Here is a 25085-nt window from a genome sequence, read left to right as displayed (position 1 = left end):
GATCCACCACCCGCGGCAAAAAACCAGTTGTATCCGCTGTGCCGGAGCGCGAGCCTTGCACGGCCCCACCCACCCCCAGGCCGAACCGGGATGCCATGCACATCAGCGATCTTCCGTATGCCGATCCGGGTCGGCCGGACGTCCGGTCAGGTCCGCGCTTCCTGCTCTGGCTGGGGCGGAATCAGCTGGCCGGCCAGCTGAAGGCGATGCTCTGGGGCGTCCTGCACATGGCGTCGGTGGCCACGTTCCCGCTGGCTGTGGGCATCGCCGTGCAGGCCGTCATCGACCGCTCGGGGGCGCGGCTCGCTCTCGCCGGTGGCCTGATGCTGCTCCTCGGTGCGCTCACGGCGTTGGGTGACACGATGCTGCACCGCGTGGCGGTCACCAACTGGATCACCGCTGCGGCGCGGGTGCAGCAGCTTCTGGCGCGCAGGACGGCCGAATTGGGAGCCGCGCTGACCCGGCGGGTCGCGGCGGGCGAGGTCGTCGCCGTGTCGACGGGGGATGTCGAAAAGATCGGCTGGTTTGTGGAGGCGCTGTCGCGTTTCGCGTCCGCGGCACTCACGACGGTCGTGCTGTGTGTGGCTCTGGTGATCTACCAGCCTGCGCTGGGCGTTCTGATCGCGCTCGGCGTGCCGGTGCTGGCTCTGGCCGTACTGCCGTTGCTGCCGCCCGCGACGAAGCGTGCCGACGAGCAGCGCGAGAAGGCCGGGCGGGCCACCGAGCTGGCGTCCGACACCGTGGCCGGACTGCGCGTGCTGCGCGGCATCGGCGGCGAGGAGTTGTTCCTGTCCCGCTACCGCCGTGCCTCGCAGGAGGTGCGCAAGGCCGCCGTGCGCAGTGCCCGGATGTGGGCGCTGATGGCCGCTGTGCAGGTGGTGCTGCCGGGACTGCTGCTGATCGCGGTGGTCTGGCAGGGAGTGGGACTGGCGCAGGACGGCCGGATCGGTGTGGGCGAGTTGGTCACGGTCTACGGCGTGGTCACCTTCCTGCTCTTCCCGCTGCGGCAGTTCGAGGAGATCGCGATGGCGTACTCCTTCTCCCGGCCGTCGGCGCAGCGTGCCGCCCGGGTACTCGGGCTGGAGCGCACTGCGCCGGTGGCCTATGACGGGCAGCGTGAGGCGGTCCTCGCCGGCGATCTGTACGACCCAGCGAGCGGCCTGCTGGTCCCTGCGGGGCAACTGACGGCTGTGGTGTGCGGCGACCCCGATGCCGCCGGGAGGCTCGCCGACCGGCTCGGCGGGCATGCCCCGGAAGGGGCGGACGGTACGCCGTCGGCCCTGTTGGGCGGGGTGGCGCTGGACGCGGTGCCGCTGGATGCGGCCCGGGCCGCGGTACTCGTCCAGGACAAGGACCCGGTGCTGCTCTCGGGCACGCTTTCCGAGCTGCTCGACGTGCCGGCGTCAGGGGCCGTGACGGCCCGGGCGGCCCTGTCGGCGGCGCAGTGCGGCGATGTGCTGACCTCGCTGGCGCAAGGCTCGACGGACGACTCCGGTGACCCGATGCGCACCCGCATCACCGAGCGCGGGCGCTCGCTCTCCGGCGGGCAGCGCCAGCGACTGGCGCTGGCGCGCTCGTTGGTGACGGACCCGGAGGTGCTGGTGCTGGACGAGCCGACCTCGGCCGTCGACTCGCACACCGAGGCACGGATCGCGGACGGGGTGCGGGCCCTGCGCAAGGGACGCACGACGGTGGTGTTCTCCTCGAGCCCGCTACTGCTCGACCGGGCGGACCGGGTGGTGCTCGTACGGGACGGACGGGTGGCGGCGGAGGGAACACACGCCGAATTGGTGCGCACGCACCCGGTTTACCGCGCGGTTGTCACCCGTCGCACTGACGGAGAACTGGATACGGAGCTCGCACAGTTCGAGAAGAGCGAGCAGATCGAGGAGTCGGCATGATCGGCGTGGCGCCACCGGCGTACGACCCGGCTGCACCGGAGTCGGCGACGACCCTGCCGGTCGGCAGGCCTGCCACGGTGCGGGGTTATGTGAAGGGCCTGCTGCGCAGGCACCGGGCGGCGTTCGCCCTGCTGGTAGCGGTGAACGCGGTCGCCGTCGTCGCCTCGATGGTCGGCCCGTATCTGTTGGGCGGGCTGGTCGAGGACCTGGCGTCGGGCGCGGAGGAGATCCACCTGGGTCGTGCGATCTCCTTGTTCGCCGTCGCACTGGCCGTGCAGACCCTGTTCGTCCGTATGGTGCGGGTGCGCGGGGCGGTGCTCGGCGAGGAGATGCTGGCGGACCTGCGCGAGGACTTCCTCGTGCGGGCGGTGGCGCTGCCGCCGAGCGTGCTGGAGCGGGCGGGCACCGGCGATCTGCTCTCGCGGATCACCACGGACATCGACCGGCTGGCGAACGCCATGCGGGAGGCGGTACCGCAGCTGGCGGTCGGCTTCGTCTGGGCCGGTCTGCTGCTGGGCGCGATGACGGTGACCGCGCCGCCGCTGGCACTGTGTGTGCTCGTCGCGCTTCCGCTGCTGATCGCCGGTTGCCGCTGGTACTTCCGGCGGGCGCCGAGCGCCTACCGCTCCGAGGCGGCGGGGTACGCGGCGGTGGCGGCGTCCCTCGCGGAGACCGTGGATGCCGGGCGGACGATCGAGGCACACCGGCTGGGGCACCGGCGGGTGGCACTCTCCGACCGGCGGATCGCCGAGTGGACTGCTTGGGAGCGCTACACGCTGTGGCTCCGCTCGGTCCTCTTTCCGGTGATCAACGTGACGCATGTGCTGCTGCTCGGGTCGGTGCTGATCATCGGCGGGGTGTTCGTCCTGCAGGGGTGGATCTCGGTGGGTCAGCTGACGACGGGCGCGTTGTTCGCGCAGATGCTGATCGACCCGATCGGCCTCATCCTGCGCTGGTACGACGAGCTGCAGATCGCCCAGGTTTCGCTGGCCCGGCTGGTGGGCGTGCGGGAGATCGAGCCCGCCGACGCGGACGCACGGGTTCGCCCGGCGGGCCGGGACGTGCGGGCGGACGAGGTGCGCTTTGGATACGGCACGGGCAGCGATGTGCTGCACGGCGTCTCCCTCGACGTCCGGCCGGGCAGCCGGGTGGCTCTGGTCGGCCCGTCCGGCGCGGGCAAGTCGACGCTGGGCCGGCTGCTGGCCGGGATCTACGCGCCGCGTACGGGCGCGGTGACGCTGGGCGGCGCGGAGCTGTCCCGGATGCCCACCGAGCATGTGCGCCGCCATGTCGCACTGGTCAACCAGGAGCACCACGTCTTCGTGGGCTCCCTGCGGGACAACCTGCTGCTGGCCCGTACGACGGCCTCGGACGGCGACCTGTGGTCGGCGCTCGCCGCGGTGGACGCCGACGGCTGGGCACGGGCGCTGGAGAAGGGCCTGGACACGGAGGTGGGTTCGGGCGGGCTCGCGCTCACCCCGGCCCAGGCCCAGCAGATCGCCCTCGCGCGGCTGGTCCTGGCGGACCCGCACACGCTGGTGCTCGACGAGGCGACCTCGCTGCTGGACCCCCGCGCGGCCCGGCATCTGGAGCGCTCGCTGGCCACGGTGCTGGAGGGGCGTACGGTCGTGGCGATCGCGCACCGGCTGCACACCGCACACGACGCGGATGTGATCGTGGTGGCGGAGGACGGCCGGATCAGCGAGCTGGGCAGCCACGACGAACTGGTCGCCGCGGACGGCGCGTACGCGGCGCTGTGGCGCTCCTGGCATCAGTAGCCCGCGGAAGCGGGGGGCCGGGGCCCGGGACGTCAGATGAGGTCCAGGGCCCCGAGCCCGCCCACGCCACCGAGCACCATGAAGGCCGGCATGAGGACCTTCAGCTCCACCCAGCTGCCGGCGCGGAAGCGCATGGTCTTCGGCGGGCCGAGAGGGTACCAGCGCTTGCGGCCGATGGGCAGGGGCCACAGGATCGGGCAGCCCGAGACCGTGAGGGCGTCCCCGATGTCGTGCACGAGGGCCCCGAGCACGATGGGCAGGCCCAGCCACATGTACTCCTGGCCCGGGCCGGTGAAGAGCCAGTGGGAGCCGTTGCCGGACTGGTCCAGGACACCGGCGAGGATCCAGGCGCTGGTCGCGCCGAGCAGCCAGACCAGGACGTCGCTGGAGGTCCGTGCCATCCGCCACAGAAGCCCCTCGACGGCGAGCACCAGGTGGACGAAGAGGATGCCGAGCACGGCCCAGCGGCCGCCGGTCATGGCCAGCGCCGAGGTGCCGGTTCCGATGAGCAGCGCCCATAGGGCGGTGTGGGTGAGGGTGCGGTGGCCGCCGTTGCGACGGGGATCGCCCTTGGCCCGGGTGGCCTTGTAGACCGCGTGGGACAGTGCGTCGATGATCTCGCACAAAATTCTCGATATCGGGCCGAATGCCCGCGATATCGTCGCGGACTTGTGATCGAGGTCCGGGGCGAGTGCCGCACCGGCGCAGATCAGCGCGCCGACGACGAGCACCGGCCAGGGCATCGGATGTCCGGCTGCCGCGGCGGCGGCTCCCACGCCCAGCCAGGCTGCCGCGCCGGAGAGCGAGTGCGCCGGTCCCATCATGCTCGTTCCACCCCTTCGCTGGTCGGCGTCCCGTCTTCCTGACGCCACGTCGGCGACTCAGCGTAATGCCCGGATGATCAACGCTGGACCGGCCGGTTCCCTGATCCGGTGCCGGGCCAGGCAGTATGGGGGTGTGACCCTTATCGATCAGATGCCGAGCCATGCCGACCCCGATGCCCTTTTCGAAGCTTTCTCGACCTGGGCCGAGGAGCGGGGCATCACGCTGTACCCCGCTCAGGAGGAGGCGCTGATCGAGGTGGTCTCCGGCGCGAACGTGATCCTTTCCACGCCCACCGGGTCGGGCAAGAGCCTTGTTGCGGCCGGAGCGCACTTCGCCGCGCTCGCCAATGACCAGGTGACCTTCTACACCGCGCCCATCAAGGCGCTGGTCTCGGAGAAGTTCTTCGACCTGTGCAAGATCTTCGGCACGGAGAACGTCGGCATGCTCACCGGCGACGCCTCGGTCAACGCGGACGCTCCGGTCATCTGCTGCACAGCCGAGGTGCTCGCCTCGATCGCGCTGCGCGACGGCCGGAACGCCGACATCGGCCAGGTCGTCATGGACGAGTTCCACTTCTACGCCGAGCCGGACCGCGGCTGGGCGTGGCAGATCCCGCTGCTGGAACTTCCGCAGGCGCAGTTCATCCTGATGTCCGCCACGCTGGGTGACGTCTCCCGCTTCGAGGAGGACCTGACCCGGCGCACCGGGCGGCCCACCACGGTGGTGCGCTCCGCGACCCGGCCCGTTCCGCTGTCCTACGAGTACCGTGCGACGCCGCTGACCGAGACCCTCACCGAGCTTCTCCATACGCACCAGGCACCGGTGTACATCGTGCACTTCACGCAGGCGGCCGCCGTCGAGCGGGCGCAGGCGCTGATGAGCATCAACATGTGCTCCCGCGAGGAGAAGGACGAGATCGCCAAGCTGATCGGCAATTTCCGCTTCACCACCAAGTTCGGGCGGAATCTCTCGCGCTTCGTCCGCCACGGCATCGGGGTGCACCACGCCGGAATGCTGCCGAAGTACCGGCGGCTGGTGGAGCGGCTGGCTCAGGCCGGTCTGCTGAAGGTCATCTGCGGTACGGACACGCTCGGCGTCGGGGTCAATGTGCCGATCCGCACGGTGCTTTTCACGGCTCTGACCAAATACGACGGTCAGCGTGTGCGCACCCTGCGGGCGCGGGAGTTCCACCAGATCGCCGGGCGTGCCGGGCGGGCCGGATTCGACACGGCCGGCTTTGTCGTCGCCCAGGCCCCCGAGCATGTCGTCGAGAACGAGAAGGCGCTCGCGAAGGCGGGCGACGACCCGAAGAAGCGGCGCAAGGTGGTTCGCAAGAAGGCCCCCGAGGGCTTCGTCAACTGGAGCGAGAGCACCTTCGACAAGCTCATCGCCTCCGAGCCCGAGCAGCTCACCTCCCGGTTCCGGGTCACGCACGCGATGCTGCTGGCGGTCATCGCCCGGCCCGGCAACGCCTTCGAGGCGATGCGCCGGATGCTGGAGGACAACCACGAACCCCGCAGGAGCCAGCTGCGCCACATCCGCCGGGCCATCGCCATCTACCGTTCGCTGCTGGACGGTGGCGTGGTGGAGCGGCTCGACGAGCCCGACGCCGAGGGGCGGATCGTCCGGCTGACGGTGGACCTGCAGTCGGACTTCGCACTGAACCAACCACTGTCGACGTTCGCGCTGGCCTCCTTCGAACTCCTCGACCCGGAGTCCCCCTCCTACGCCCTGGACATGGTCTCCGTGGTCGAGTCGACGCTGGACGACCCGCGCCAGATCCTGGCCGCGCAGCAGAACAAGGCGCGCGGTGAAGCGGTCGCGGCGATGAAGGCGGAGGGCGTCGAGTACGAGGACCGCATGGAGCGGCTCATGGACGTCAGCTACCCCAAGCCTCTCGAGGAACTGCTGACCCACGCCTACGACGTCTACCGCAAGAGCCACCCGTGGGTCGGCGACCACCCGCTGTCGCCGAAGTCGGTCATCCGCGACATGTACGAGCGCGCCATGACCTTCACAGAGTTCACCTCCCACTACGACCTCGCCCGGACCGAGGGCATCGTGCTGCGCTATCTGGCCGGCGCGTACAAGGCGCTGGACCACACCGTCCCCGACGACCTCAAATCCGAGGACTTCGAGGACCTGATCGCCTGGCTCGGCGAGATGGTGCGCCAGGTCGACTCCAGCCTGCTGGACGAGTGGGAACAGCTGGCCAACCCGGAGGTGGAGTCCGCGGAGGAGGCTCAGGACCGCGCCGACCAGGTCAAGCCGGTCACCGCGAACGCCCGCGCCTTCCGGGTGCTGGTGCGCAACGCGATGTTCCGCCGCGTCGAGCTGGCCGCCCTGGACAAGGTCGGTGAGCTCGGCGAGATGGACGGCGAGTCCGGCTGGGACGAGGACCGCTGGGCCGATGCCATGGACGCCTATTGGGACGAGTACGAAGAGCTGGGCACCGGCCCCGACGCCCGCGGCCCGAAGCTGCTGCGCATCGAGGAGCGTCCGCAGGACGGTCTGTGGCGGGTCCGCCAGACCTTCGCCGACCCGAACGGCGATCATGACTGGGGCATCTCTGCCGAGGTGGACCTCATGGCTTCCGACGAGGAGGGCCGCGCGGTGGTGCGGGTCACGGACGTCGGTCAGCTGTAGCTGCTGCGGCACAGCTGGTGCCGGGCGGTGCTCCCTTCCTTCCGCGCAGCCACCCCCACAGCCCGCGTGGCCGTGCCGGCTCCACGGGCGATGCCTGGCGCGCCGGTGCGGCAGGTGTCCCCTGCCGCACCGGCTCCAGCGCTCCGGAGGGGGGCTGTCCCCGCTGCGGGCGGCCCTCCCGGCCTGGAGCGGGACGGTCCGCGCGGGCCTGCGCCAGGGCGGCGGCGAGGCAGTACCGGTGCCAGTCGATCTCGTCCGGGTCCTCCGCCAGCACCAGTTCGTCGATCACTTCGCGCGCGGCCGTCGCCTCCGGCCGCGCCTGGGTGAGGGCCGGGCGCAGCGCGTCGAGGTAGGCGCGTTCGTCCGGGTCCGGCACCGCACCGGCGAGTTCGCCGGGATCGAGCACGGCGGCGGGGACCGCCGCCCGTTCCCACGGGTCCGCAGCCGCGGCCGTCAGCTGGTCGAGGCGGCGGGCACGCCAGCTCCGGGCGCGCCTGTCGGGGTGTTTCTCCAGGGCCGCGCGCAGCAGGGCCGGGGTGCGGCCGGTCAGCATCCCCGGGTTCCGGTCGGCGAACTCCACCAAGTCCGTCGCCAGATAGTGCCAGACGACCACGCGGTACCTGTTGACGTAGAAACGCACGGGAGCGAAGCAGCCGCCCCGGGCGAGGCGTGCGAACCGGGCGGGACTGATGCCCATCAGTTCGGCGCCTTCGGCCGTGCCGACCACCCATAGCCGCGTGCGCAGCGCCTCCGGGAAGCCCTCGGCGGATTTGTGCCGCTCGATCTCCTCCCGCGCGATTCGACGTCGCCCGCCCGGTCCGGAGGTCAGGGTCCGCACCTCCCCGAGCTGCACGGCCAGCTCGAATTCGCGTGGTTTCAGCCCCAGTTCCCGCGCTGCCCGTGCGAGCGGAACGCTCAGCTCCGCAGTGGCTCGCGCCTGTTCCTGCCGTACCGCCATGACACCCTCCCCGCCACCGGTCGATTACTTACAGTGACGACTGTAGCGGTATGTCAGGCCGCCGCGTCCGCCCTGTGGATAACCTCAGGCCGGTACCGGAAACGCCGAGGCCAGCGCCTCATCAGCTCACCCACCCCACGCCCCTTCCGTCGTCGCCGGGGAGCCGGGCCGACCACCTCATCCGCCGGAGTCACCGCCGCCCGGCCGGTCCTGCGACACGCTTCCGCGATCGACGTGATTGACCAACAGCGTCATCTCGTACGCGACCTGACCGATGTCGGCCTCGGCTCCGCCGAGCACGCACAGACAACCCTCCTCTCCCGCGGCCGTCACGAAGAGCACGCCTTCCTCGAATTCGACCATCGTCTGCCGCACCCGTCCCGCCCGGAAGTGCCGGCCGGTGCCCCTGGCCAGGCTGTGCAGCCCGGAGGCGACCGCCGCGAGATGTTCGGCGTCCTCTCTTTCCAGGCTCGCGCTCGCTCCCGTCACAAGCCCGTCGTTGGACAGCATCAGTGCGTGCCGTATCTCGCCGACACGCTCGGTCAACTCGTTCAGCGTCGAGTCGAGTTCTTCGCCGTTCGCCATGTTCCGCCTCCCCGTCCCGCAATTCCCCGTAACTGCCGTGCAAGCCTTGCTCACCTCCGTGCTCCCGGCAACCCGCCCGGCCCCTCAGTACGCGTCTGTTCGCCACTTGGCACAGGACGGGGACACCGTGCGGAAAATGACCGCGGCGCATTCGATCGGTACTGCGGTTCGCCGGCAGCCCTCCCTCCTTTACCGGCGGTTCAACTCCACTGGGGCAGGGCACACTTGAACGACCGCAGGAAATGCCGCTCCCGGGGCAGGTGATCCGCGTGTTCGACAAACTTCGCAGGCGTATCGAAGAGGTACGGCAGACTCCGGCCCCGCGGCCGCCCACAGGCAGCGGGTCCGGACGCTCGCGACAGCACAATCTCTTCGAGGCCGCGGCGGTCCATGTGGCCGCGTGCGCCGAGAACGACTTCGAAAGGAGCGCGGAAGCGGCGCGGTGGGTCTCGCCGGAGGCACTGAGCTTCGGGGTGAACGAGCTGGCGTGCCGGGCTGTCATAGCGCTTGCACGCGAGCGCAACGAAACCCCGCAGACCGTGGCCCGTACGCTGCTCGGCCTGCCCCGTTCCTGAGGCCGGCGCCCATCCCGCTCCCCAGACCAGCACCCGGCTCCGAACACCGGCCCGGCGCGGGCGGCGAACCGTACCGCGCCCCGAACGGTCCGCGCCGCGGCCAGCTCCACCCGGCTCGCCCGAGTGCCCGCCTCTTGAGCGCCCCTTGCCCGGATCAGCCCGCGTCGCCTTGTGATCGGCGGACGTTCCCGAATCCGTCACTCGGAAGTCGTGTACATGCCATCGCGGCGGTTCTACGCTTCCACCGCGCCCTGCGCACCCCACCGACTTCGCCCTGTACGGAGGACCTCGTGCCCGCCGCAGCCAGCCGCCCCCACAGCCCGCGCCGTCTCCGCCGCCGTCACTCCGTCGCCCTCGCAGCCGCGTTCGGGTTCGCCGCCACCTCCCTCGGCCTCTGGGCCTCGGACTCCGCAGCCGCACCCGCCGTTCCCACCCCGGACCACGTCGTGGTCGTCGTCTTCGAGAACCACGCCTACAGCCAGGTCATGGGCAGTTCCAGTGCCCCGTACATCAACTCGCTGGCCTCGGGCGGCGCGAATCTGACCGCTTCGTACGCCGAGACCCACCCCAGCCAGCCCAACTACTACGCGCTGTTCTCCGGTGACACTCAGGACGTCACCGACGACAGCTGCGTCGACCCAGGCTCCATCGACGAACCCAACCTCGCCTCCGAACTCATCTCCGCGGGCAGAACCTGGGCGAGCTACAACGAGTCCCTGCCCTTCGAGGGCTCGACCACCTGCAAGAGCGGCAAGTACGCCCAGAAGCACAACCCCTGGTTCGGCTTCGGCAACATCCCCACGAACACCGCGCATACTCTCAGCGCCTTCCCCCGCGACTACTCCACCCTCCCCACGGTCTCGTTCGTCGTACCGAACCTGTGCAGTGACATGCACGACTGTTCCGTGGGCACCGGCGACACCTGGCTCAAGAGCAACCTCAAGGGCTACGCCGACTGGGCCAAGAGCCACAACAGCCTGCTCCTGATCACCTTCGACGAGGACAACAGGCTGAGCGGCAACCGCATACCGACGGTCCTCTACGGACAGCCGGTGAAGGCGGGATCGGGATCCGGCACCACCTACAACCACTACGACGTGCTGCGCACGCTCGAGACCATGTACGGCCTCCCGCACGCCGGAAACGCCGCGAACGCCAGGGACATCACCGGCATCTGGAACAGCTGACCGTGTATGTCGCGGACAGCCGCACCGCACCGGGCACCGCTGACGGCACCGCCGGCCACGACACCGCTCCCGGCCGGCGGGTCGCCGTTCCCGGCGCGGTGCTCGCCCTCGGTGCCGTCAGCCTGATCACCGATGTCTCCTCGGAGATGGTCAGCGCCGTTCTGCCGCTCTACCTCGTCGCCGGACTGGGATTGTCCCCACTCGGCTTCGGCCTTCTGGACGGCGTCTACAACGGCGTCAGCGCGCTCGTACGGCTCATCGGCGGCCGGCTCTCCGACCGCCGCGGCGGCAGCCACAAGACCGTGGCGGCCGTCGGCTACGGCCTGTCCGCCGTGTGCAAGCCCCTGCTGCTCGTCGTGCACAGCGTGCCGCTCATCGGAGCCGTTCTGGCCGCCGACCGCACCGGCAAGGGCCTGCGCACCGCACCGCGCGACGCCATGATCTCGCTGGCCTGCGAGCCCGAGGACAGGGGGCGCGCCTTCGGCGTGCACCGCGCCATGGACACCGCTGGGGCGCTGCTCGGTCCGCTCCTCGCCTTCGTGATCCTGCGGGCCGCCGCGGAGGGGTACGACGCCGTCTTCACCGCCAGCGGATGTGTGGCCGCAATGGGCCTCCTCGTCCTCGTACTGTTCGTGCCCGGGCGGCGGGAGAAACCCGCGCGCCCCCCGCGCACGGAAGCGCGGACGCCCGTGCGTGAACTGCTGCGCCGTCCCGGCGTCCGCCGACTGACCGGCTGCGCGGTGCTCCTCGGCCTGACCACCGTCAGCGACTCGTTTCTCTACCTCACCCTGCAGCGACGCCTGGATCTGTCCGAATCGTGGTTCCCCCTGCTGCCGCTGGGGACCGCGGCCACGTTCCTGCTGCTGGCCGTGCCGCTCGGCGCGGTCGCCGACCGCTTCGGCCGTCGCCGGCTGTTCCTCTGCGGCCACCTCGCCCTCCTCGGTGCGTACGCACTGCTGGTCGCCCCGCTGGCCGGCTCCGCCGCCCTCGCCTGCCTCGTCCTCGCGCTGCACGGCACCTTCTACGCCGCCACCGACGGCGTTCTCGCCGCGGCGACCGCCGACGCCGTGCCGCCGGCGGTACGGGGCAGTGGGCTGGCCGTCGTCCAGACCGGCCAGGCCGCCGCCCGCTTCGTCTGCTCGATCGGCTTCGGAGCGGCCTGGACCGCCTGGGGCGACCGTGCGGCCCTGGGCACGGCCGCCGGCGGCCTGCTGGTCTGCGCCACCGTCAGCGCGCTGCTGCTGCACCCCTCCCCCACCGATGCCGTACCGGAGCCCGTCCGTTGAACCGCAAGCACCGTCTCCTCGTCCTCCTCGCCGCCGTCCTGCTCCTGACGGGCGTCGCCGTCGGTGCCACCCTGCACGCCGCTGGGCGGGCGGCCGAGAAGGGCCACGCCCAAGCGGGTGGTCCACTTGTGCGACCGGGAAAGGTCACTTTGGGCGCACCGGGCCGCAGCGTCTTCCGCAACATGGCCTGGGGGCCGCACCGCGACGAGATCACCTCCGTCGCGGACGCCGACCCCAGCGGCCCACGCACCGCCTCCGGCGTGCGCTGCCTGCGCTTCCACGCGGCCGGCGGCACCGGAATCTGCCTGCAGGCGGTGCACAGCGGATTGCGCGAGGCCTACCGCGCCCTCGTCCTCGACGCGCACCTGCGCGAGCTGCGCCGCTACGACCTGGCGGGCATTCCCACCCGGGCCCGGGTCAGCCCCGACGGGCACACCGTCGCCTGGACGGTCTTCGTCAGCGGCGACTCCTACGCCGGCACCGCCTTCTCCACCCGCACCTCGGTCCTGCACACCCGCACCTGGTCCTTGGACCGCGATCTGGAGACGTACCGGTTCTTCCTGGACGACCGGCCTCACCAGGCCGCGGACCTCAACGTCTGGGGCGTCACGTTCGCCGACGACACCCGCTTCTACGCCACCGTCGCCACGGCCGGAAAGACCTATCTGGTGCGCGGGGACCGCGCGAACCGGACGCTGCGGAGCCTGCACCCCAACGTCGAGTGCCCCTCCCTCTCCCCGGACGGGACGCGTATCGCCTACAAAAAACGCGTCCAGGGCGCCTCCTCCGACGCGCCCTGGCGGCTGTACGTGCTGGACCTGCGCACCCTGCGCGAGAATGCCACGGCCGAGCGCCGGAACATCGACGATCAGGCGGTCTGGCGTGACGGACACACCCTCGTGTACTCGATGCCCGGCAACTACGGCTCCGATCTGTGGAGCGTCCCGGCCGACGGCTCCGGCAGCCCGCGGCGGACGATGGCGGCGGCGCTCGCCCCCGCCTTCGGTGGCCGTCTCTAACGGTCCAGCTGTTTGCGGGACACCCGGCGCAGCCGCTTGCGCTGCGGGGAGTCCAGCAGCAGATAAGCGCCGACCGGTACTCCGACGATCACCAGCAGTGCCGCCCAGAAGGGCAGCAGCCACAGCAGGATCACTCCCATCGCCACGCCACCCACGGCGACCTTGGCCCTGTTGGTCATGTGCGTGCCTCCTTCGCGACGGCTGCCGCGATACCTGCCGCCGTGCCTGTCACAACGCCCGGGCATCGCCGCCGGTTCCTCGTGTGTCCCGCAGTGGGGCGCCGACCTCGTGCATGTGGCGCAGCGCCTGCGCATAGGAGTCGATGAGTCCGGTTTCAGCGTACGTCAGCCCGGCCGACGCGCAGTGGGTGCGGACCAGGGGCCGGGCGAGCCGGAGGTGGTGCCGCGGCATGTTCGGGAAGAGGTGGTGCTCGATCTGATAGTTCAGCCCGCCCATGAACCAGTCGGTGACCGGTCCGCCGCGTACGTTCCTGGAGGTGAGGACCTGCCGGCGCAGATGTCCCCAGCGCTCGCCGTCCGGGTCGGGCATCTCCATGCCCTTGTGGTTGGGGGCGAAGACCATGCCGAGGTGCAGCCCGAACAGGGCGTGGTGGAGCAGGGCGAAGGCGACCGCCTTGCCGGGCGACATCGAGGACAGCAACAGGGTGGCGTAGCCGGCCACGTGCAGCGTCAGCAGGGCCGCTTCGACCCGGCGTGCACCTGCCTCCTGCCGTTTGAGGTCGCGCACACTCGAAACCTTCAAGTTGATGCCTTCGAGCAGCAGCAGGGGGAAGAAGAGCCGGGCCTGGTTGCGGGTGAGCCACCGGGTGAAGCCCTCCCGTCGGACGGCCTGCTGCCGGGTCCACACCAGCGCGCCCACTCCCACGTCGGGGTCCTTGTCGACGTGGTTGGGGTTGGCGTGATGGCGGTTGTGCTTGTCGTTCCACCAGGCGTAGCTCATGCCCAGCAGCAGGTCGGCGTGGATCAGGCCGAGGACACGGTTGGCCCGGCGGGTGGCGGCTATCTGGGCGTGCCCGCTGTCGTGTCCGATGAAAGCGGTCCGGGCGGAGAGGACCGCCGCGGGCACGGCCAGCAGCAGCGTCCACCACGAGTCACCGGTGAGTACGAGCCCGGTGGCCGTGGCAGCGAGTGCGAGCAGGTTGCCGGCGATCGTGAGGGCATACCGGCCGCGGCGGCGGTCGAGAAGGCCCGCCGACCGGATCCGGCGCAGGAGCGGGGCGAAATCGCTGCCCGCGACGGGTTCCGCGAGAACGGCGCTGGCCTGTGGCATGAGGGCTTCTCCGGTGACTTGAGGGCGGTCCGACTCATGAAACGTACGGATCGGGGGCAGGACGCGGCCATGGCGTCACCCCCCGGACCGGCCGGGGGCCAGCCCCCGGATCCGCCAGGGGTTTGCGCACACCGGGCGTCTTCCGCACACGGAATGTGACGCGCCTCACTTGACGAACCGCCGCATCGGCCGGGTTCGGCATGTACCCTCGGCGACTCCGACTCGCACTAGTCAAATTTGAGGAATGCGCAGCGCTGTGACCCCACCCTCTGCCGCAACACCCTCCGCGATCGCCCGGCTCGCCCACTGCCAGGCGGTCTTCCTCCCCGGAGACCCGGCCCGCACCGGGCGTGTCGCGTTCTGGACGCCGACCGGTGAACCGCCCCTGGCCACGGACGCCGTCGAGGAACTGACCATCGCCGTTCCGGACGGCACGGACATCACCACCACGACCGTGCGGGCCACCGTACTCCCCGTCCGCGACGCACTGCCCGTGCTCACCCGCGCCCGGGCGGCACAGGCCGACGAGGCCGCCGCCTTCTGGGGAGCCGTCGCCGTACTCGCCCTGCAACTGGCCGCTCGCGGCAAACTGTTGCCCGGCCTGACCAACAGCGATCACGACTCCTGGCGAGTCGGCCCCCTCGCCCCCGACGACCAGCGCCGGGTACGCGAGCTGGCCGCCGCCATGCCACCGGCCGCTCACGCCGTGCCCCTCCCCGGTGACGGCCCGCTGCTGCTGCCCGAACCGGACCGCCTCGTGCGGGCCTTTCTGGACGCCGTGGCCGACGGCCTGCCCCGCTCCCCCGCCGCCGCGCTCGCCGGCGGCGGGCCCGCCTTCACCGCTCCCGAGCCGCAGCGGCTGCCGGAGCAGCGCGCCTGGGCCGCGGAGGTCGCGGCCGGCCACGACACGGGCGTACGACTGTCCCTGAGAATCGAGGTCCTCGGGCTGACCGGTGCACAGGACGACAGCGGCGAGGAGGCGCACCCGCGCTTCCGGGCCGTACTCCAGCTGCACAGCCTCACCGACCCGGCGCTCGTCGCGGACGCCGCGGACGTGTGGTCCGGCGCCTCCCCCGCGGGGGCCGCGCTCGGCAGCGGCGCCCGGATGAACGCGCTGCTCGCACTCCGGCGCGCCGCCCGCGCCTGGCCGGCGCTCTCACCGCTGCTCTCGGCGGCGGCACCCGACGCCATCGAACTCGCCGACGACGAGGTCGGCGAGCTGCTCGGCTCGGCCTCGGCGGCACTCGACGCCGGCGGCGTCGAGGTGCACTGGCCCAAGGAACTGGCCCGCAAGCTCACCGCACGCGCCGTGGTCGGCCCGCCGGACGACGAGGACGCCACCGCGTTCGACCGCCGGTCGGGCATGCCGTCCCTGCTCTCGGCCGACGCGCTGCTCGCCTTCGGCTGGCGCTTCGCCATCGGTGGCCAGGACCTGACCAAGGAGGAACTGGACCGGCTCGCCGAGGCGAGCCGCCCCGCCGTGCGTCTGCGCGACCAATGGGTGCTCGTCGACCCCCAGGCGGTGCGCCGTGCCCGCGAGCGGCAGGACCGCAAGGTCACGCCGCTGGAGGCGCTCGGCGCGGCTCTGACCGGCCGCGCCCACGCGCATGCGGACGGGGAGGAGGCCGGAACCGTCGAGGTGCAGGCCACCGGCTGGCTGGCGGCGCTCCGCGACCGCATCGCCGACCCGGAGGCCACTGTCGAGCCCGTCGCGCAGCCCGCGGCGCTCGCCGCCACCCTGCGCGACTACCAGCTGCGCGGCCTCGACTGGCTGAGCCGGATGACCTCGCTCGGCCTCGGCGGCTGCCTGGCCGACGACATGGGTCTGGGCAAGACCATCACCCTCATCGCCCTCCATCTGCACCGCCAGACCCTGCCCGGCGCCGCCGGGCCGACCCTGGTCGTCTGCCCCACCTCGCTGATGGGCAACTGGCAGCGCGAGATCGAACGTTTCGCCCCCAGCACCCCGGTGCGCCGTTTCCACGGCTCCGCACGCGACCTGGACGCCCTGGCGGACGGGGAATTCGTACTCACGACGTACGGCACGATGCGGCTGGACGCGCACCGGCTGGGCCAGGCGGGCTGGGGCATGGTCGTCGCCGACGAGGCACAGCACGTCAAGAACCCGTACTCCGCCACCGCCAAAGCACTGCGCACCATCGGCGCGAAGGCACGCGTCGCGCTCTCCGGCACTCCGGTCGAGAACAACCTGTCCGAGCTGTGGGCGATCCTGGACTGGACGACGCCCGGACTCCTCGGTTCCCTCGGGAGCTTCCGCCGGCGCTACGCGCAGACGATCGAGGGCGGCGCCGACCCGGCCGCCGCCGAGCGGCTCGCGGCGCTCGTCCGCCCCTTCCTGCTGCGCCGGCGCAAGTCCGACCCGGGCATCGCGCCAGAGCTGCCGCCCAAGACCGAGACGGACCACACCGTCGCGCTCACCAAGGAGCAGGCGGCACTGTACGAGGCCGTGGTGCGGGAGATCCTGGCCGAGGTCGCGGATGCGGACGGCTTCGAGCGACGCGGGCTGATCGTCAAGCTGCTCACCGGGCTGAAGCAGATCTGCAACCACCCGGCGCAGTTCCTGAAGGAGCACGGCCTCAAGGAGAACAGCCCGCGGATCTCCGGCCGTTCCGGCAAGGTCGAGCTCCTGGACGAGCTGCTGGACACCATCCTCGCCGAGGGCGCGAGCGTGCTCGTCTTCACCCAGTACGTGCAGATGGCGCGGCTCCTGGAGCAACACCTGGCCGCCCGCGGCGTACCGACTCGCTTCCTGCACGGCGGCACGCCCGTCGCACGGCGCGAGGAGATGGTCCGGGAGTTCCAGGAAGGGAAGGTACCGGTCTTCCTGCTGTCCTTGAAGGCGGCCGGTACGGGCCTGAACCTGACCCGCGCCGGACATGTCGTGCACTTCGACCGTTGGTGGAATCCCGCTGTCGAAACGCAGGCGACCGACCGTGCCTACCGCATCGGCCAGACCCAGCCCGTACAGGTGCACCGCCTCGTCGCCGAGGGCACGATCGAGGACCGGATCGCGGAGATGCTCACCCGCAAGCAGGCCCTGGCGGACGCGGTGCTGGGCTCAGGAGAGGCCGCGCTGACCGAGCTGACCGACGCCGAGCTGGCGGAACTCGTGGAACTGAGGGGGACCGTACGATGAGTGAGCGCACCTTCGATGCCCTGCCGCCCGTAGGCGGGCGCGGCTTCGCGCAGAGCTGGTGGGGCCGGGCCTGGCTCAAGGCGCTGGAGGACACGGCCCTGGACGGCCAACAGGTCAAGTCCGGCCGCCAGCACGCGCGCGCGGGAGCGGTCGGCGCGATGTCCGTACGACCCGGCCGGATCACCGCGCTCGTACACGACCGGGACGGCACGCCCTACCGCTCCGACGTGTTGATCCACCAGCTCTCGGCTGCCGACTGGGACCGGTTCCTGGACCTGGTGGCCGGTCACGCGGGCCATATCGCGGCGCTCCTGGACCGGGACATGCCGCCGCACCTCGTCGAGGACGCGGCCGCGGCGGGCGTCGAACTGCTGCCCGGAATCGGCGACCTGGAGCCGGAGTGCGGTTGCGACGCGTGGGACCACTGCCCTCACACGGCGGCGCTCTGCCATCAGGTGGCTCGGTTGCTCGACCAGGACCCGTTCGTCCTCCTGCTGATGCGTGGGCGCGGAGAGCGGCAGTTGCTGGAGGAGCTTCAGGCGCGCAACACCGCCCGCACCACCGCACACACGCCGGAGCCGCCCGCCGGGGTACCTGCGGGTGAGGCGTTTGCCGCGCGCGGGCTCGTACCGCCGCTGCCCGCGCCTCCGCCGCCGGTGGAAGCGCCGGGCCGCCCGCCCGTTCTGACCGGGGACACACCCACCGCAGCCGGGATCGACGCCGAAGCACTGCAGTTCCTGATAGCGGATGCCGCTGAGCGGGCGCGCCGGCTGCTGGCCGAGGCCCTGGCCGCCGGCCACGAGCTGACGCCCGTTCCGGAGGCACTCACGCTCCGGCAGGACGCGGTGCGTATGGCCGCCACCGGCCCGCCCGAGCGCGTGGCCGCCCGGCTGGCGACCGGCTGCGGCTACGGACCGTCGGAGCTGGCCCGTGCCGTACGCGCCTGGGGGTACGGCGGACCGGCGGCACTGGCCGTGCTGGAGGAGGAGTGGGCGCCGGAGGGCGAGGACCTCGCCCGCGCCCGCGACGGGCTGGCCGGCGCGTGGCAGGAGGACGAGAGCGCGCCGCGGCTCCGGGCGACGCGCAATCACTGGACGGTGGTGGGCACCGGCGTGCAGCTGCGCTACGGACGGGACGGGGGCTGGTGGCCCTACCGCAAGGAAGGCGGCCGCTGGCAGCCCGCGGGCTCCCGCGACCGGGATCCGGCCGCGGCCCTCGCGAACCTGCTCGCCGAGAGCTGAACGGCCGGACGGGCAGGGCTGCCGCGGCCGATCCGCTGCCGCGGCCTGCCCTTCGGCCTCCGGTGCCGCCGCTTTCCGTGCGGCGGCGCCATTCTCTCGGCGAGCGAAGGCGTCACCAGGCCTAGAGCCCGAGGATGTCGGTGGGAAGCACGGTCGGCAGGCCGGGAAGTGCGGGCAGGCTCGTGGGCAGCTGCGTCGGGAAGCCCGAAGGAAGGCCGGAGGGCAGCGTGGTCGGCAGGCCACTCGGCAGCCGGAAGGAGGGCGACGAGGTGCCCGGGCCGCTGGGCGAGCGTTCCTTCCCCGGCCCGCTGTCGTTTCTGTCCGCCATCACCAGCACCGCCCCCAGCGCGAGCGCCGCGACCGCCACCAGCGTGGCCACGGCCATCACGACCCGGCGTCCGCCCCCGGGCGGAGGCGGCGACCCGGGGTCCCAGGGCGGCTCGGCCGGGCCGAAGCCGCCGGACGGCGGGCCTGTGGGCGGCCGGTACGGGGGCCCGGGCGGTGGTCCTGGTGGGGTGGCCATACGGCCAGCGTCCTCGCCTCCGTACGGCCAGGACCGGGCGGTGACCCTACCGCTACATCTTCCAGTCCGGACCGCGACATTCCAGTGGGCCGTCGCCTGCGTGGCGTTATCGGGATAAAGATCCGCTAACAGTACGATTCAACGGATGACTGCCGACATTACCCAGCTGCGCGTCACCGAGGCGAAGGCCGCAGCGGCTCGCCTCCTGCTGGCCTTCCGGCACGGCAACCAGGCGGCGTTCGATGACTCCCTGCCCGAGGCCATGGCGACCGACGAGGCCCGGGACCTCGTCTCCGCGCTCGCCTGGATCGCCAACGAGGCCGTCGACAAGGCCTACCGGCCCGACGTCGCCGACCGCGTACTGCGGCACTTCGTCAGGCGGTTGCCGGACGAGCCCGGCTGGGTCGAGACGGACGAGGAGGCCGCACCGGATGTCGCAGTGCTGCTCGAATCCGTGTGGCGGGGAGACACGGAGACGGTACGGGAGCTGGTGCGCGCCACGCCGGACACCACCTTCGTGCTCGGCAAGCTGCTGCACGCGGTCGCGCTGCTGCTGCCGGCCGTCCCCCGGTCGGAGGTGCGGCGGGTGCTCAGCGAGCTCCGCGGAGGAAGGCCTCCAGGCCCGCGAGATCGTCGGTGTTGAGATAGTCGACGCCTGCGGCGAGCAGCTCCCGCCAGAGCGCTTCCCGCGCCGGCCCAGGCTGGTCCGGCGTGGCCCAGAACCGCACTTTCCGGTGCTCGGCGTGTGCGGCTGTGACGATCCGTCGGAGCGCGGCCCGCTCCCGCTCGGGCATCGGACCTGTGCCCTGCCACGTGAAGTTCTGGCTCCAGTTGTCGCTGACCAGCGGCGCGAAGGAGGCGGGCGCACCGCCGAGGTCGGTGAGACGGCCGTCGTAGAAGGCATGCCGTACCGTCTCGGCCTCCATGGGCACCCGCGCGCCGCGGTCACCGGAGACGACAGCGGTGACGGCCGACCGGCGGACCCGGCCGCCGGCGCTGACGGTGAGGATCGAGTGGTAGGGGCGCAGACGCCGGGAGAGCGCCCGGTAGGTGCTCTCGCCGGAGGTCTTGATGTCGATGAGCAGCTGCAGCGTCAGGTCGTATCCGCGGTGGACGCGCCCGTGGTTGGCTCTGACACGGCGCAGCAGCGGGTCGAGGTAGAGGGCCTCCAGCGTGCGCCGGGGGTCGAGCCCCGAGGCGTCGTGCGCGACCAGCAGCTTGTCCCCGACGAGCCAGATGTCGGCCTCGACGCTGTTGAAGCCGTGCGCGAGCGCGTCGGCGAGCGGGTGGGGGTGCGCGTAGTCGTTGTGCGCGTGGGCCTGGGGCAGCGGGCGCTTGCCGCGCTCCGCGTCGTCCATGGCGGGCGAGTCGGCGTGGGCAGGTGTCGTGAGGGAGCCCGCGAGCCCGGCTCCGAGGGTGATGACGGCAGCTCGGCGCGTACAGGACATGAGGGTGCCTCCCAGCGGCTCGTCGAGCGAATAGCAGGGGCTGCGCGTGCTGATGACTGTGAGTATCGGGGCCCACCGGGCCGTTTGACAGGGACGAGTGGAGAGTTGCCCAGGCCGACGCCAGGGCTTTCCCTGTCGTTCTTTCGGGGAATGGTTAAGTCTTTTGCGTCATGGCAGAGTTGACGGGACCTCTGGGGTGACTGTGGATAGACGTGGAGGCCGCGTGCGCGCGGTGCTGACGGTGCTGGTGGCATGGGTCTCGCTGGTGGGCGGAGGCACGGCGTGGGCAGGCACGGAGGAGCTCTCCCCGCCGCAGCTGGGCGCGCCGGCCGCGATCGCGCCTGGGGTGACGTACCGGGGCTTCTCGCTGAAGGGTTCGCACGGACCGGCGTACGGGCATCTGCTCACCGTCGATCTGCGCAACCGGCGGGTCTCGGTGGACCTGTTGTACCCCGGCGCGGTCGGGGAGCGGGCGAAGGTGTCCCGGCTGGCCGATCAGCGGGCCGCGGTGGGCGCGGTGAACGGTGACTTCTTCAACATCGCGGAGGCCCAGCACCCGGGCGTGGAAGCCACGGGCGCACCGGTCGGCCCGGCTGTCTCCGGCGGGCACTTCCTGAAGGCGGCGGTGCCGGACGGGCAGCGCTTCGGGCCGGCGATGCCACCGGGCGGCAGCACCAAGGACGTCTTCGGCGTGGGCACGAACCGTGTGGCACGGATGGACCGGCTCTCACTGGAGGGGTCCGTGCGGACGGAGGACGACGAGTTGCCGCTGAGCGGCTTCAATCAGTACGCCCTGCCGGTGGACGGCATCGGAGCCTTCACGTCCGCGTGGGGCACGACTTCACGGCTGCGGGCGACGTGTGGCACGGACACCGACCGCAGCGCGCCGTGCAGCGACGACACCTTCGAACTGACCGTGCGGCGCGGCCGGGTGACCTCGGTACAGGAAAGGCCCGGGCGGGGCGCGATCGCGAGCGGTTCAGTGGTGCTGGTGGGACGGGAGGAAGGGGCGCGCGAGCTGCGGAAGCTGGAGGTCGGCGACCGCGTGACCGTCGAGCAGCGGCTGCGACCCCGGCGGGGCGGGGCGTTCCGGTTCGCGATCGGCGGCTTTCCGATCCTGCGCGGAGGCGAACTCCTGGCCGGCCTGGACAGGGCTACCGCGGCCGTGCGCACGGCGGCGGGTCTGGCCGACCGTGGACGGCGGCTGTACCTCCTGGCGCTGGACGGCGGCGCCGCCTACCGGTCCGGGCTGACCGTCGCCGAACTGGCCCGCACCATGCGGAAGCTGGGGGCCGTGGACGCCTTCAATCTGGACGGCGGCGGGTCCTCCACTCTCGTGACCCGCAGGCAGGACAGTGCGAACGCGACGGTGCGCAACCACCCCTCGGGTGGGGTGGAGCGGCCTGTGGCCAACGGCATCGGGGTTTTTGTCCGACGTTGACATCAGCTTTCAATCCCATCCTTTTGAGTGATCGCACCCACAGAATCCCACTGCTAACTTCGAAAGGGGTCGAGCGGGAATTCATGGAGGCCTCGTGACGGGCGATTCCGCACTGGATGGGTGGGCATTCGAATATGACGACGTCAGTGGAGTCCGGGGCCGGCGCGGATAATTCACCGGGCCGGCTGAGTCTGGGCACGGAGGCGGCCCGCAATCTGGCGACCACGACCAAGTCAGTGCCCCAGATGCAGGGGATCACCTCACGGTGGCTCCTGCGCCTGCTGCCATGGGTCCAGGTCTCCGGTGGGACGTACCGGGTGAACCGGCGGCTGACGCACAGGCTCGGCGACGGCCGGGTGGAGTTCTTCAACACCGGGGCCGATGTGCAGGTCATTCCGGCGGAGCTGGGCGAGCTGCCGCTGCTGCGCGGCTTCTCCGACCGGGAGGTGCTCGAGGCCCTGGCGGGGCGGTTCACGCAGCGGGAGTTCGCTCCGGGTGACGTGCTGGTGGAGGCGGGACAGCCGGCCGACCAGGTCGTGCTCCTCGCTCACGGCAAGGCCGCGAAGGTGCACGAGGGCGAGTACGGCGAACCGGCCGTGCTCGGCATGGTGGCGGACGGCGGATACTTCGGCGACCAAGCGCTGGCCGCCCGCGAAGCGGGCAACTGGGACTTCACCGTCCGGGCCGTGACGGCCTGTACGGCGCTGACGATGCCACGCCAGGAGTTCCAGCAGGTGCTGGAGAGCTCGCAGATGCTCCGGTCCCATGTCGAGGCATATCGCGCCCGCTCCGGCCTCCCGCAGAACGAGCACGGCGAGTCGGCCATCGACGTGGCCTCCGGCCACATCGGAGAGCCGTCGCTGCCCGGTGTCTTCGCCGACTACGAGCCGTCCCCACGCGAGTTCGGGCTGAGCGTCGCCCAGACGGTGCTGCGGGTGCACTCCCGCGTCGCCGACCTCTACAACGAGCCGATGAACCAGGTCGAGCAACAGCTGCGGCTCACCATCGAGGCCCTGCGCGAACGCCAGGAGCACGAGATGATCAACAACCGCGAGTTCGGCCTGCTCCACAACGCCGACCTGCGCCAGCGCATCCACACCCGCAGCGGCCCGCCCACCCCCGACGACCTCGACGAACTGCTGGCGACGGTCTGGAAGGACCCGGGCTTCCTGCTGGCACATCCCCGCACCATCTCGGCGATCGCCCGGGAGTTCAACCGCCGGGGCATCTACCCCGACAGCGTCGACGTCAGCGGTCACTCGCTGCCCGCCTGGCGTGGCGTGCCCATCTTTCCCTGCAACAAGATCCCGATCAGCGAGACCGGCGTCAGCTCGGTCCTGCTGATGCGCACGGGAGAGGAGTCCCGAGGTGTCGTCGGTCTACACCGGACGGGAATTGCCGATGAATATCAGCCGAGCCTTTCCGTCCGCTTCATGGGCATCAGCGAGCAGGCAATCATCTCCTATCTGGTGAGCGCCTACTATTCGGCCGCAGTTCTTGTGCCCGACGCTCTCGGCATTCTCGAGAACGTCGAAATCGGGCACTGACGCAGAGCCGCAAGAAACGTCCTGCCGCCCGCAGGCCGCTCGGCCCCGCTCAGCCGCCACCGGACCCGACGAGCCGGTGGAAGCGGGGCCGGCGGACTGCAGGTCTTCCTCCCGGCATCGCGTCCCCTCTCGCGTCGCCCCCTCGTCTCACGTCCGCGTCGTGTCCGCCTCACGTCCGTGCCGCGACCCCGTGCCGCGCTTCCGCACCACGTTTCGCGCCACGCTTCTCACAGATGGGTGATCATCACCAATGACCACGTCAGTCGAGCCGGAGCACTCCGAGCAGCCGACGCAGACACAGCTGAGTGAACAGTTGAGCCTGGGCACCGACGCGGCACGCCAGCTCGCGACGACCACCAAGTCCGTACCCCAGATGCAGGCGATCTCTCCGCGCTGGCTGCTGCGCGTCCTGCCCTGGGTGCAGGTGTCCGCCGGCACCTACCGGGTCAACCGCCGGCTGACCTACACCGTCGGGAACGGCCGCGTCGAATTCGTCTCGACCGGTACGGACGTGCGGGTCATCCCGCCCGAGCTGGGCGAACTGCCGCTCCTGCGGGGCTTCGAGGACAGTGACGTGCTGGAGTCACTCGCGGACGCCTTCGTCCAGCGCGAGTACGCCGCGGGCGACACCCTCGTGGAGGCCGGCCGGCCCGCCGACCAGATCTTCCTGATCGCCCACGGCAAGCTCGCCAAGACGGGCACCGGCAAGTACGGGCACGAGATCGCGCTGGGCACCCTGGCCAGCGGCGCCTACTTCGGCGAGCGGGTGCCACTGGAGCCCGACGCCACGTGGGCCTTCACGGTGCGCGCCCTGACCCGCTGCACGGTGCTGGCTCTGCCCCTGCAGGCCTTCCAGGAGCTCGCCGACCGCTCCGAGGCGCTTCGCACGCACGTCGCGGACTTCTCCTCCCGCCCCTCGCGGCCGGCCAACAACCGCGGCGAGGCCGACATCGCGGTGTCCTCCGGGCACGTCGGTGAGCCCGCTCTTCCCGGCACCTTCGCCGACTACGAACTGAGGCCCAGGGAATACGAACTGAGCGTCGCCCAGACGGTGCTGCGGGTGCACACCAGGGTCGCCGACCTCTACAACGAGCCGATGAACCAGGTCGAACAACAGCTGCGCCTGACCGTCGAGGCCCTGCGCGAACGCCAGGAGCACGAGATGATCAACAACCGCGAGTTCGGCCTGCTCCACAACGCCGACCTCGGCCAGCGCATCCACACCCGCAGCGGCCCGCCCACCCCCGACGACCTCGACGAACTGCTGTCCCGGCGGCGCAAGACCGAGTTCCTGCTGGCCCATCCCCGCACGATCGCCGCGTTCGGCCGCGAGTGCAACAGCCGGGGCCTGTACCCGAAGAACATCGAGGTCATGGGCACCGCCGTGCGCTCGTGGCGAGGCGTGCCACTGCTGCCCTGCAACAAGATCCCCGTCAGCGCGGCGGGCACCAGCTCGATCATCGCGATGCGGACCGGCGAGGAGAACCAGGGCGTCGTCGGCCTGCACCAGACCGGCATTCCCGATGAGTACCGGCCCAGCCTCAACGTACGCTTCATGGGCATCAACGAGCAGGCGGTCTCGTCCTATCTGGTGAGCGCCTACTACTCGGCGGCCGTGCTGGTGCCGGATGCGCTCGGCATTCTGGAGGACGTCGAGACCGGACGCTGACCCGGTCCC

General features: G+C 71.3%; 20 protein-coding genes. 13 read left to right on the top strand and 7 right to left on the bottom strand.

What is annotated here, in order from left to right; translation table 11 throughout:
- The first annotated feature begins 95 nt into the window (after positions 1–95).
- Both AB0F13_RS17085 and AB0F13_RS17080 read left to right on the top strand, forming a co-directional pair.
- Positions 96–1901, top strand: coding sequence for an ABC transporter ATP-binding protein (locus AB0F13_RS17085; RefSeq protein ID WP_362082056.1), 1806 nt, complete (start codon positions 96–98; stop codon positions 1899–1901).
- Positions 1898–3679 (top strand): ABC transporter ATP-binding protein, encoded by a 1782-nt coding sequence (locus tag AB0F13_RS17080; protein ID WP_362082054.1) that lies wholly within the window; start codon positions 1898–1900, stop codon positions 3677–3679. Before AB0F13_RS17085 ends, AB0F13_RS17080 begins: the two co-directional genes overlap by 4 nt.
- 32 nt (positions 3680–3711) lie before the next feature.
- Here the strand turns inward: AB0F13_RS17080 and AB0F13_RS17075 are convergent, their stop codons facing one another.
- Positions 3712–4503 (bottom strand): metal-dependent hydrolase, encoded by a 792-nt coding sequence (locus AB0F13_RS17075; protein ID WP_362082051.1) that lies wholly within the window; start codon positions 4501–4503, stop codon positions 3712–3714.
- 133 nt (positions 4504–4636) lie between these two features.
- Between AB0F13_RS17075 and AB0F13_RS17070 the strand changes: the two genes are divergently transcribed.
- Positions 4637–7150: a DUF3516 domain-containing protein gene (locus AB0F13_RS17070; RefSeq protein WP_362082048.1), complete on the top strand. Its 2514-nt coding sequence runs from the start codon at positions 4637–4639 to the stop codon at positions 7148–7150.
- Here the strand turns inward: AB0F13_RS17070 and AB0F13_RS17065 are convergent.
- Together AB0F13_RS17065 and AB0F13_RS17060 are read right to left on the bottom strand one after the other, a co-directional pair.
- On the bottom strand, positions 7128–8108 hold the full coding sequence (locus AB0F13_RS17065; protein WP_362082045.1) for a DUF6397 family protein: 981 nt from the start codon (positions 8106–8108) through the stop codon (positions 7128–7130). The genes AB0F13_RS17070 and AB0F13_RS17065 overlap by 23 nt on opposite strands.
- A 177-nt stretch (positions 8109–8285) precedes the next feature.
- Positions 8286–8693: a roadblock/LC7 domain-containing protein gene (locus AB0F13_RS17060; RefSeq protein ID WP_362082042.1), complete on the bottom strand. Its 408-nt coding sequence runs from the start codon at positions 8691–8693 to the stop codon at positions 8286–8288.
- A gap of 269 nt (positions 8694–8962) precedes the next feature.
- Between AB0F13_RS17060 and AB0F13_RS17055 the strand changes: the two genes are divergently transcribed.
- The 4 genes from AB0F13_RS17055 (at position 8963) to AB0F13_RS17040 (ending at position 12760) form a co-directional block, all read left to right on the top strand.
- Entirely contained in the window at positions 8963–9268 is a 306-nt protein-coding gene (locus AB0F13_RS17055; RefSeq protein WP_362082039.1) for a hypothetical protein, read from the top strand.
- Between the two features lie 290 nt (positions 9269–9558).
- Positions 9559–10455, top strand: coding sequence for an alkaline phosphatase family protein (locus AB0F13_RS17050; RefSeq protein WP_362082036.1), 897 nt, complete (start codon positions 9559–9561; stop codon positions 10453–10455).
- A 2-nt stretch (positions 10456–10457) separates the two neighbouring features.
- Complete coding sequence (locus tag AB0F13_RS17045) at positions 10458–11741, top strand: MFS transporter (RefSeq protein WP_362082033.1); 1284 nt, start codon at positions 10458–10460, stop codon at positions 11739–11741.
- Positions 11738–12760, top strand: coding sequence for a TolB-like translocation protein (locus tag AB0F13_RS17040; protein ID WP_362082030.1), 1023 nt, complete (start codon positions 11738–11740; stop codon positions 12758–12760). The genes AB0F13_RS17045 and AB0F13_RS17040 overlap by 4 nt, the downstream gene beginning before the upstream one ends.
- Here AB0F13_RS17040 and AB0F13_RS17035 read toward each other — a convergent pair.
- Positions 12757–12939 carry a hypothetical protein gene (locus tag AB0F13_RS17035; RefSeq protein WP_362082027.1) on the bottom strand — a complete coding sequence of 61 codons (183 nt, stop codon included), beginning with the start codon at positions 12937–12939 and terminating at the stop codon, positions 12757–12759. The genes AB0F13_RS17040 and AB0F13_RS17035 overlap by 4 nt on opposite strands.
- Positions 12940–12988: 49 nt before the next feature.
- The gene (locus AB0F13_RS17030; RefSeq protein WP_362082024.1) at positions 12989–14050 is read right to left on the bottom strand and encodes an acyl-CoA desaturase; all 1062 of its coding nucleotides are present in this window, start codon (positions 14048–14050) and stop codon (positions 12989–12991) included.
- A 256-nt stretch (positions 14051–14306) separates the two neighbouring features.
- On the opposite strand from AB0F13_RS17030, the gene AB0F13_RS17025 reads away from it, so the two are divergent.
- Positions 14307–17207, top strand: a complete 2901-nt coding sequence (locus AB0F13_RS17025) for a DEAD/DEAH box helicase (RefSeq protein WP_362082020.1) — start codon at positions 14307–14309, stop codon at positions 17205–17207.
- Positions 17204–18448: an SWF or SNF family helicase gene (locus AB0F13_RS17020; RefSeq protein ID WP_362082017.1), complete on the top strand. Its 1245-nt coding sequence runs from the start codon at positions 17204–17206 to the stop codon at positions 18446–18448. Before AB0F13_RS17025 ends, AB0F13_RS17020 begins: the two co-directional genes overlap by 4 nt.
- 121 nt (positions 18449–18569) lie before the next feature.
- Here AB0F13_RS17020 and AB0F13_RS17015 read toward each other — a convergent pair whose 3' ends face one another.
- Entirely contained in the window at positions 18570–18971 is a 402-nt protein-coding gene (locus tag AB0F13_RS17015; RefSeq protein WP_362082014.1) for a hypothetical protein, read from the bottom strand.
- 145 nt (positions 18972–19116) lie between these two features.
- Between AB0F13_RS17015 and AB0F13_RS17010 the strand changes: the two genes are divergently transcribed.
- Entirely contained in the window at positions 19117–19614 is a 498-nt protein-coding gene (locus AB0F13_RS17010; protein WP_362082011.1) for a hypothetical protein, read from the top strand.
- Here AB0F13_RS17010 and AB0F13_RS17005 read toward each other — a convergent pair.
- Positions 19562–20419, bottom strand: a complete 858-nt coding sequence (locus AB0F13_RS17005) for a phosphatidylinositol-specific phospholipase C/glycerophosphodiester phosphodiesterase family protein (RefSeq protein ID WP_362082008.1) — start codon at positions 20417–20419, stop codon at positions 19562–19564. The genes AB0F13_RS17010 and AB0F13_RS17005 overlap by 53 nt on opposite strands.
- A gap of 223 nt (positions 20420–20642) precedes the next feature.
- On the opposite strand from AB0F13_RS17005, the gene AB0F13_RS17000 reads away from it, so the two are divergent.
- The 3 genes from AB0F13_RS17000 (at position 20643) to AB0F13_RS16990 (ending at position 25076) form a co-directional block, all read left to right on the top strand.
- Positions 20643–21860: a phosphodiester glycosidase family protein gene (locus tag AB0F13_RS17000; protein WP_362082005.1), complete on the top strand. Its 1218-nt coding sequence runs from the start codon at positions 20643–20645 to the stop codon at positions 21858–21860.
- Positions 21861–21994: 134 nt separating this feature from the next.
- Positions 21995–23407, top strand: a complete 1413-nt coding sequence (locus AB0F13_RS16995) for a family 2B encapsulin nanocompartment shell protein (protein ID WP_362082002.1) — start codon at positions 21995–21997, stop codon at positions 23405–23407.
- Between the two features lie 250 nt (positions 23408–23657).
- Complete coding sequence (locus AB0F13_RS16990) at positions 23658–25076, top strand: family 2B encapsulin nanocompartment shell protein (protein WP_362081999.1); 1419 nt, start codon at positions 23658–23660, stop codon at positions 25074–25076.
- Positions 25077–25085: the final 9 nt, after the last annotated feature.

Origin of the sequence: Streptomyces sp. NPDC026206 (assembly GCF_040638465.1) — a bacterium.
Taxonomy (GTDB): domain Bacteria; phylum Actinomycetota; class Actinomycetes; order Streptomycetales; family Streptomycetaceae; genus Streptomyces.
This window is presented reverse-complemented; position numbering and strand designations above follow the sequence as displayed.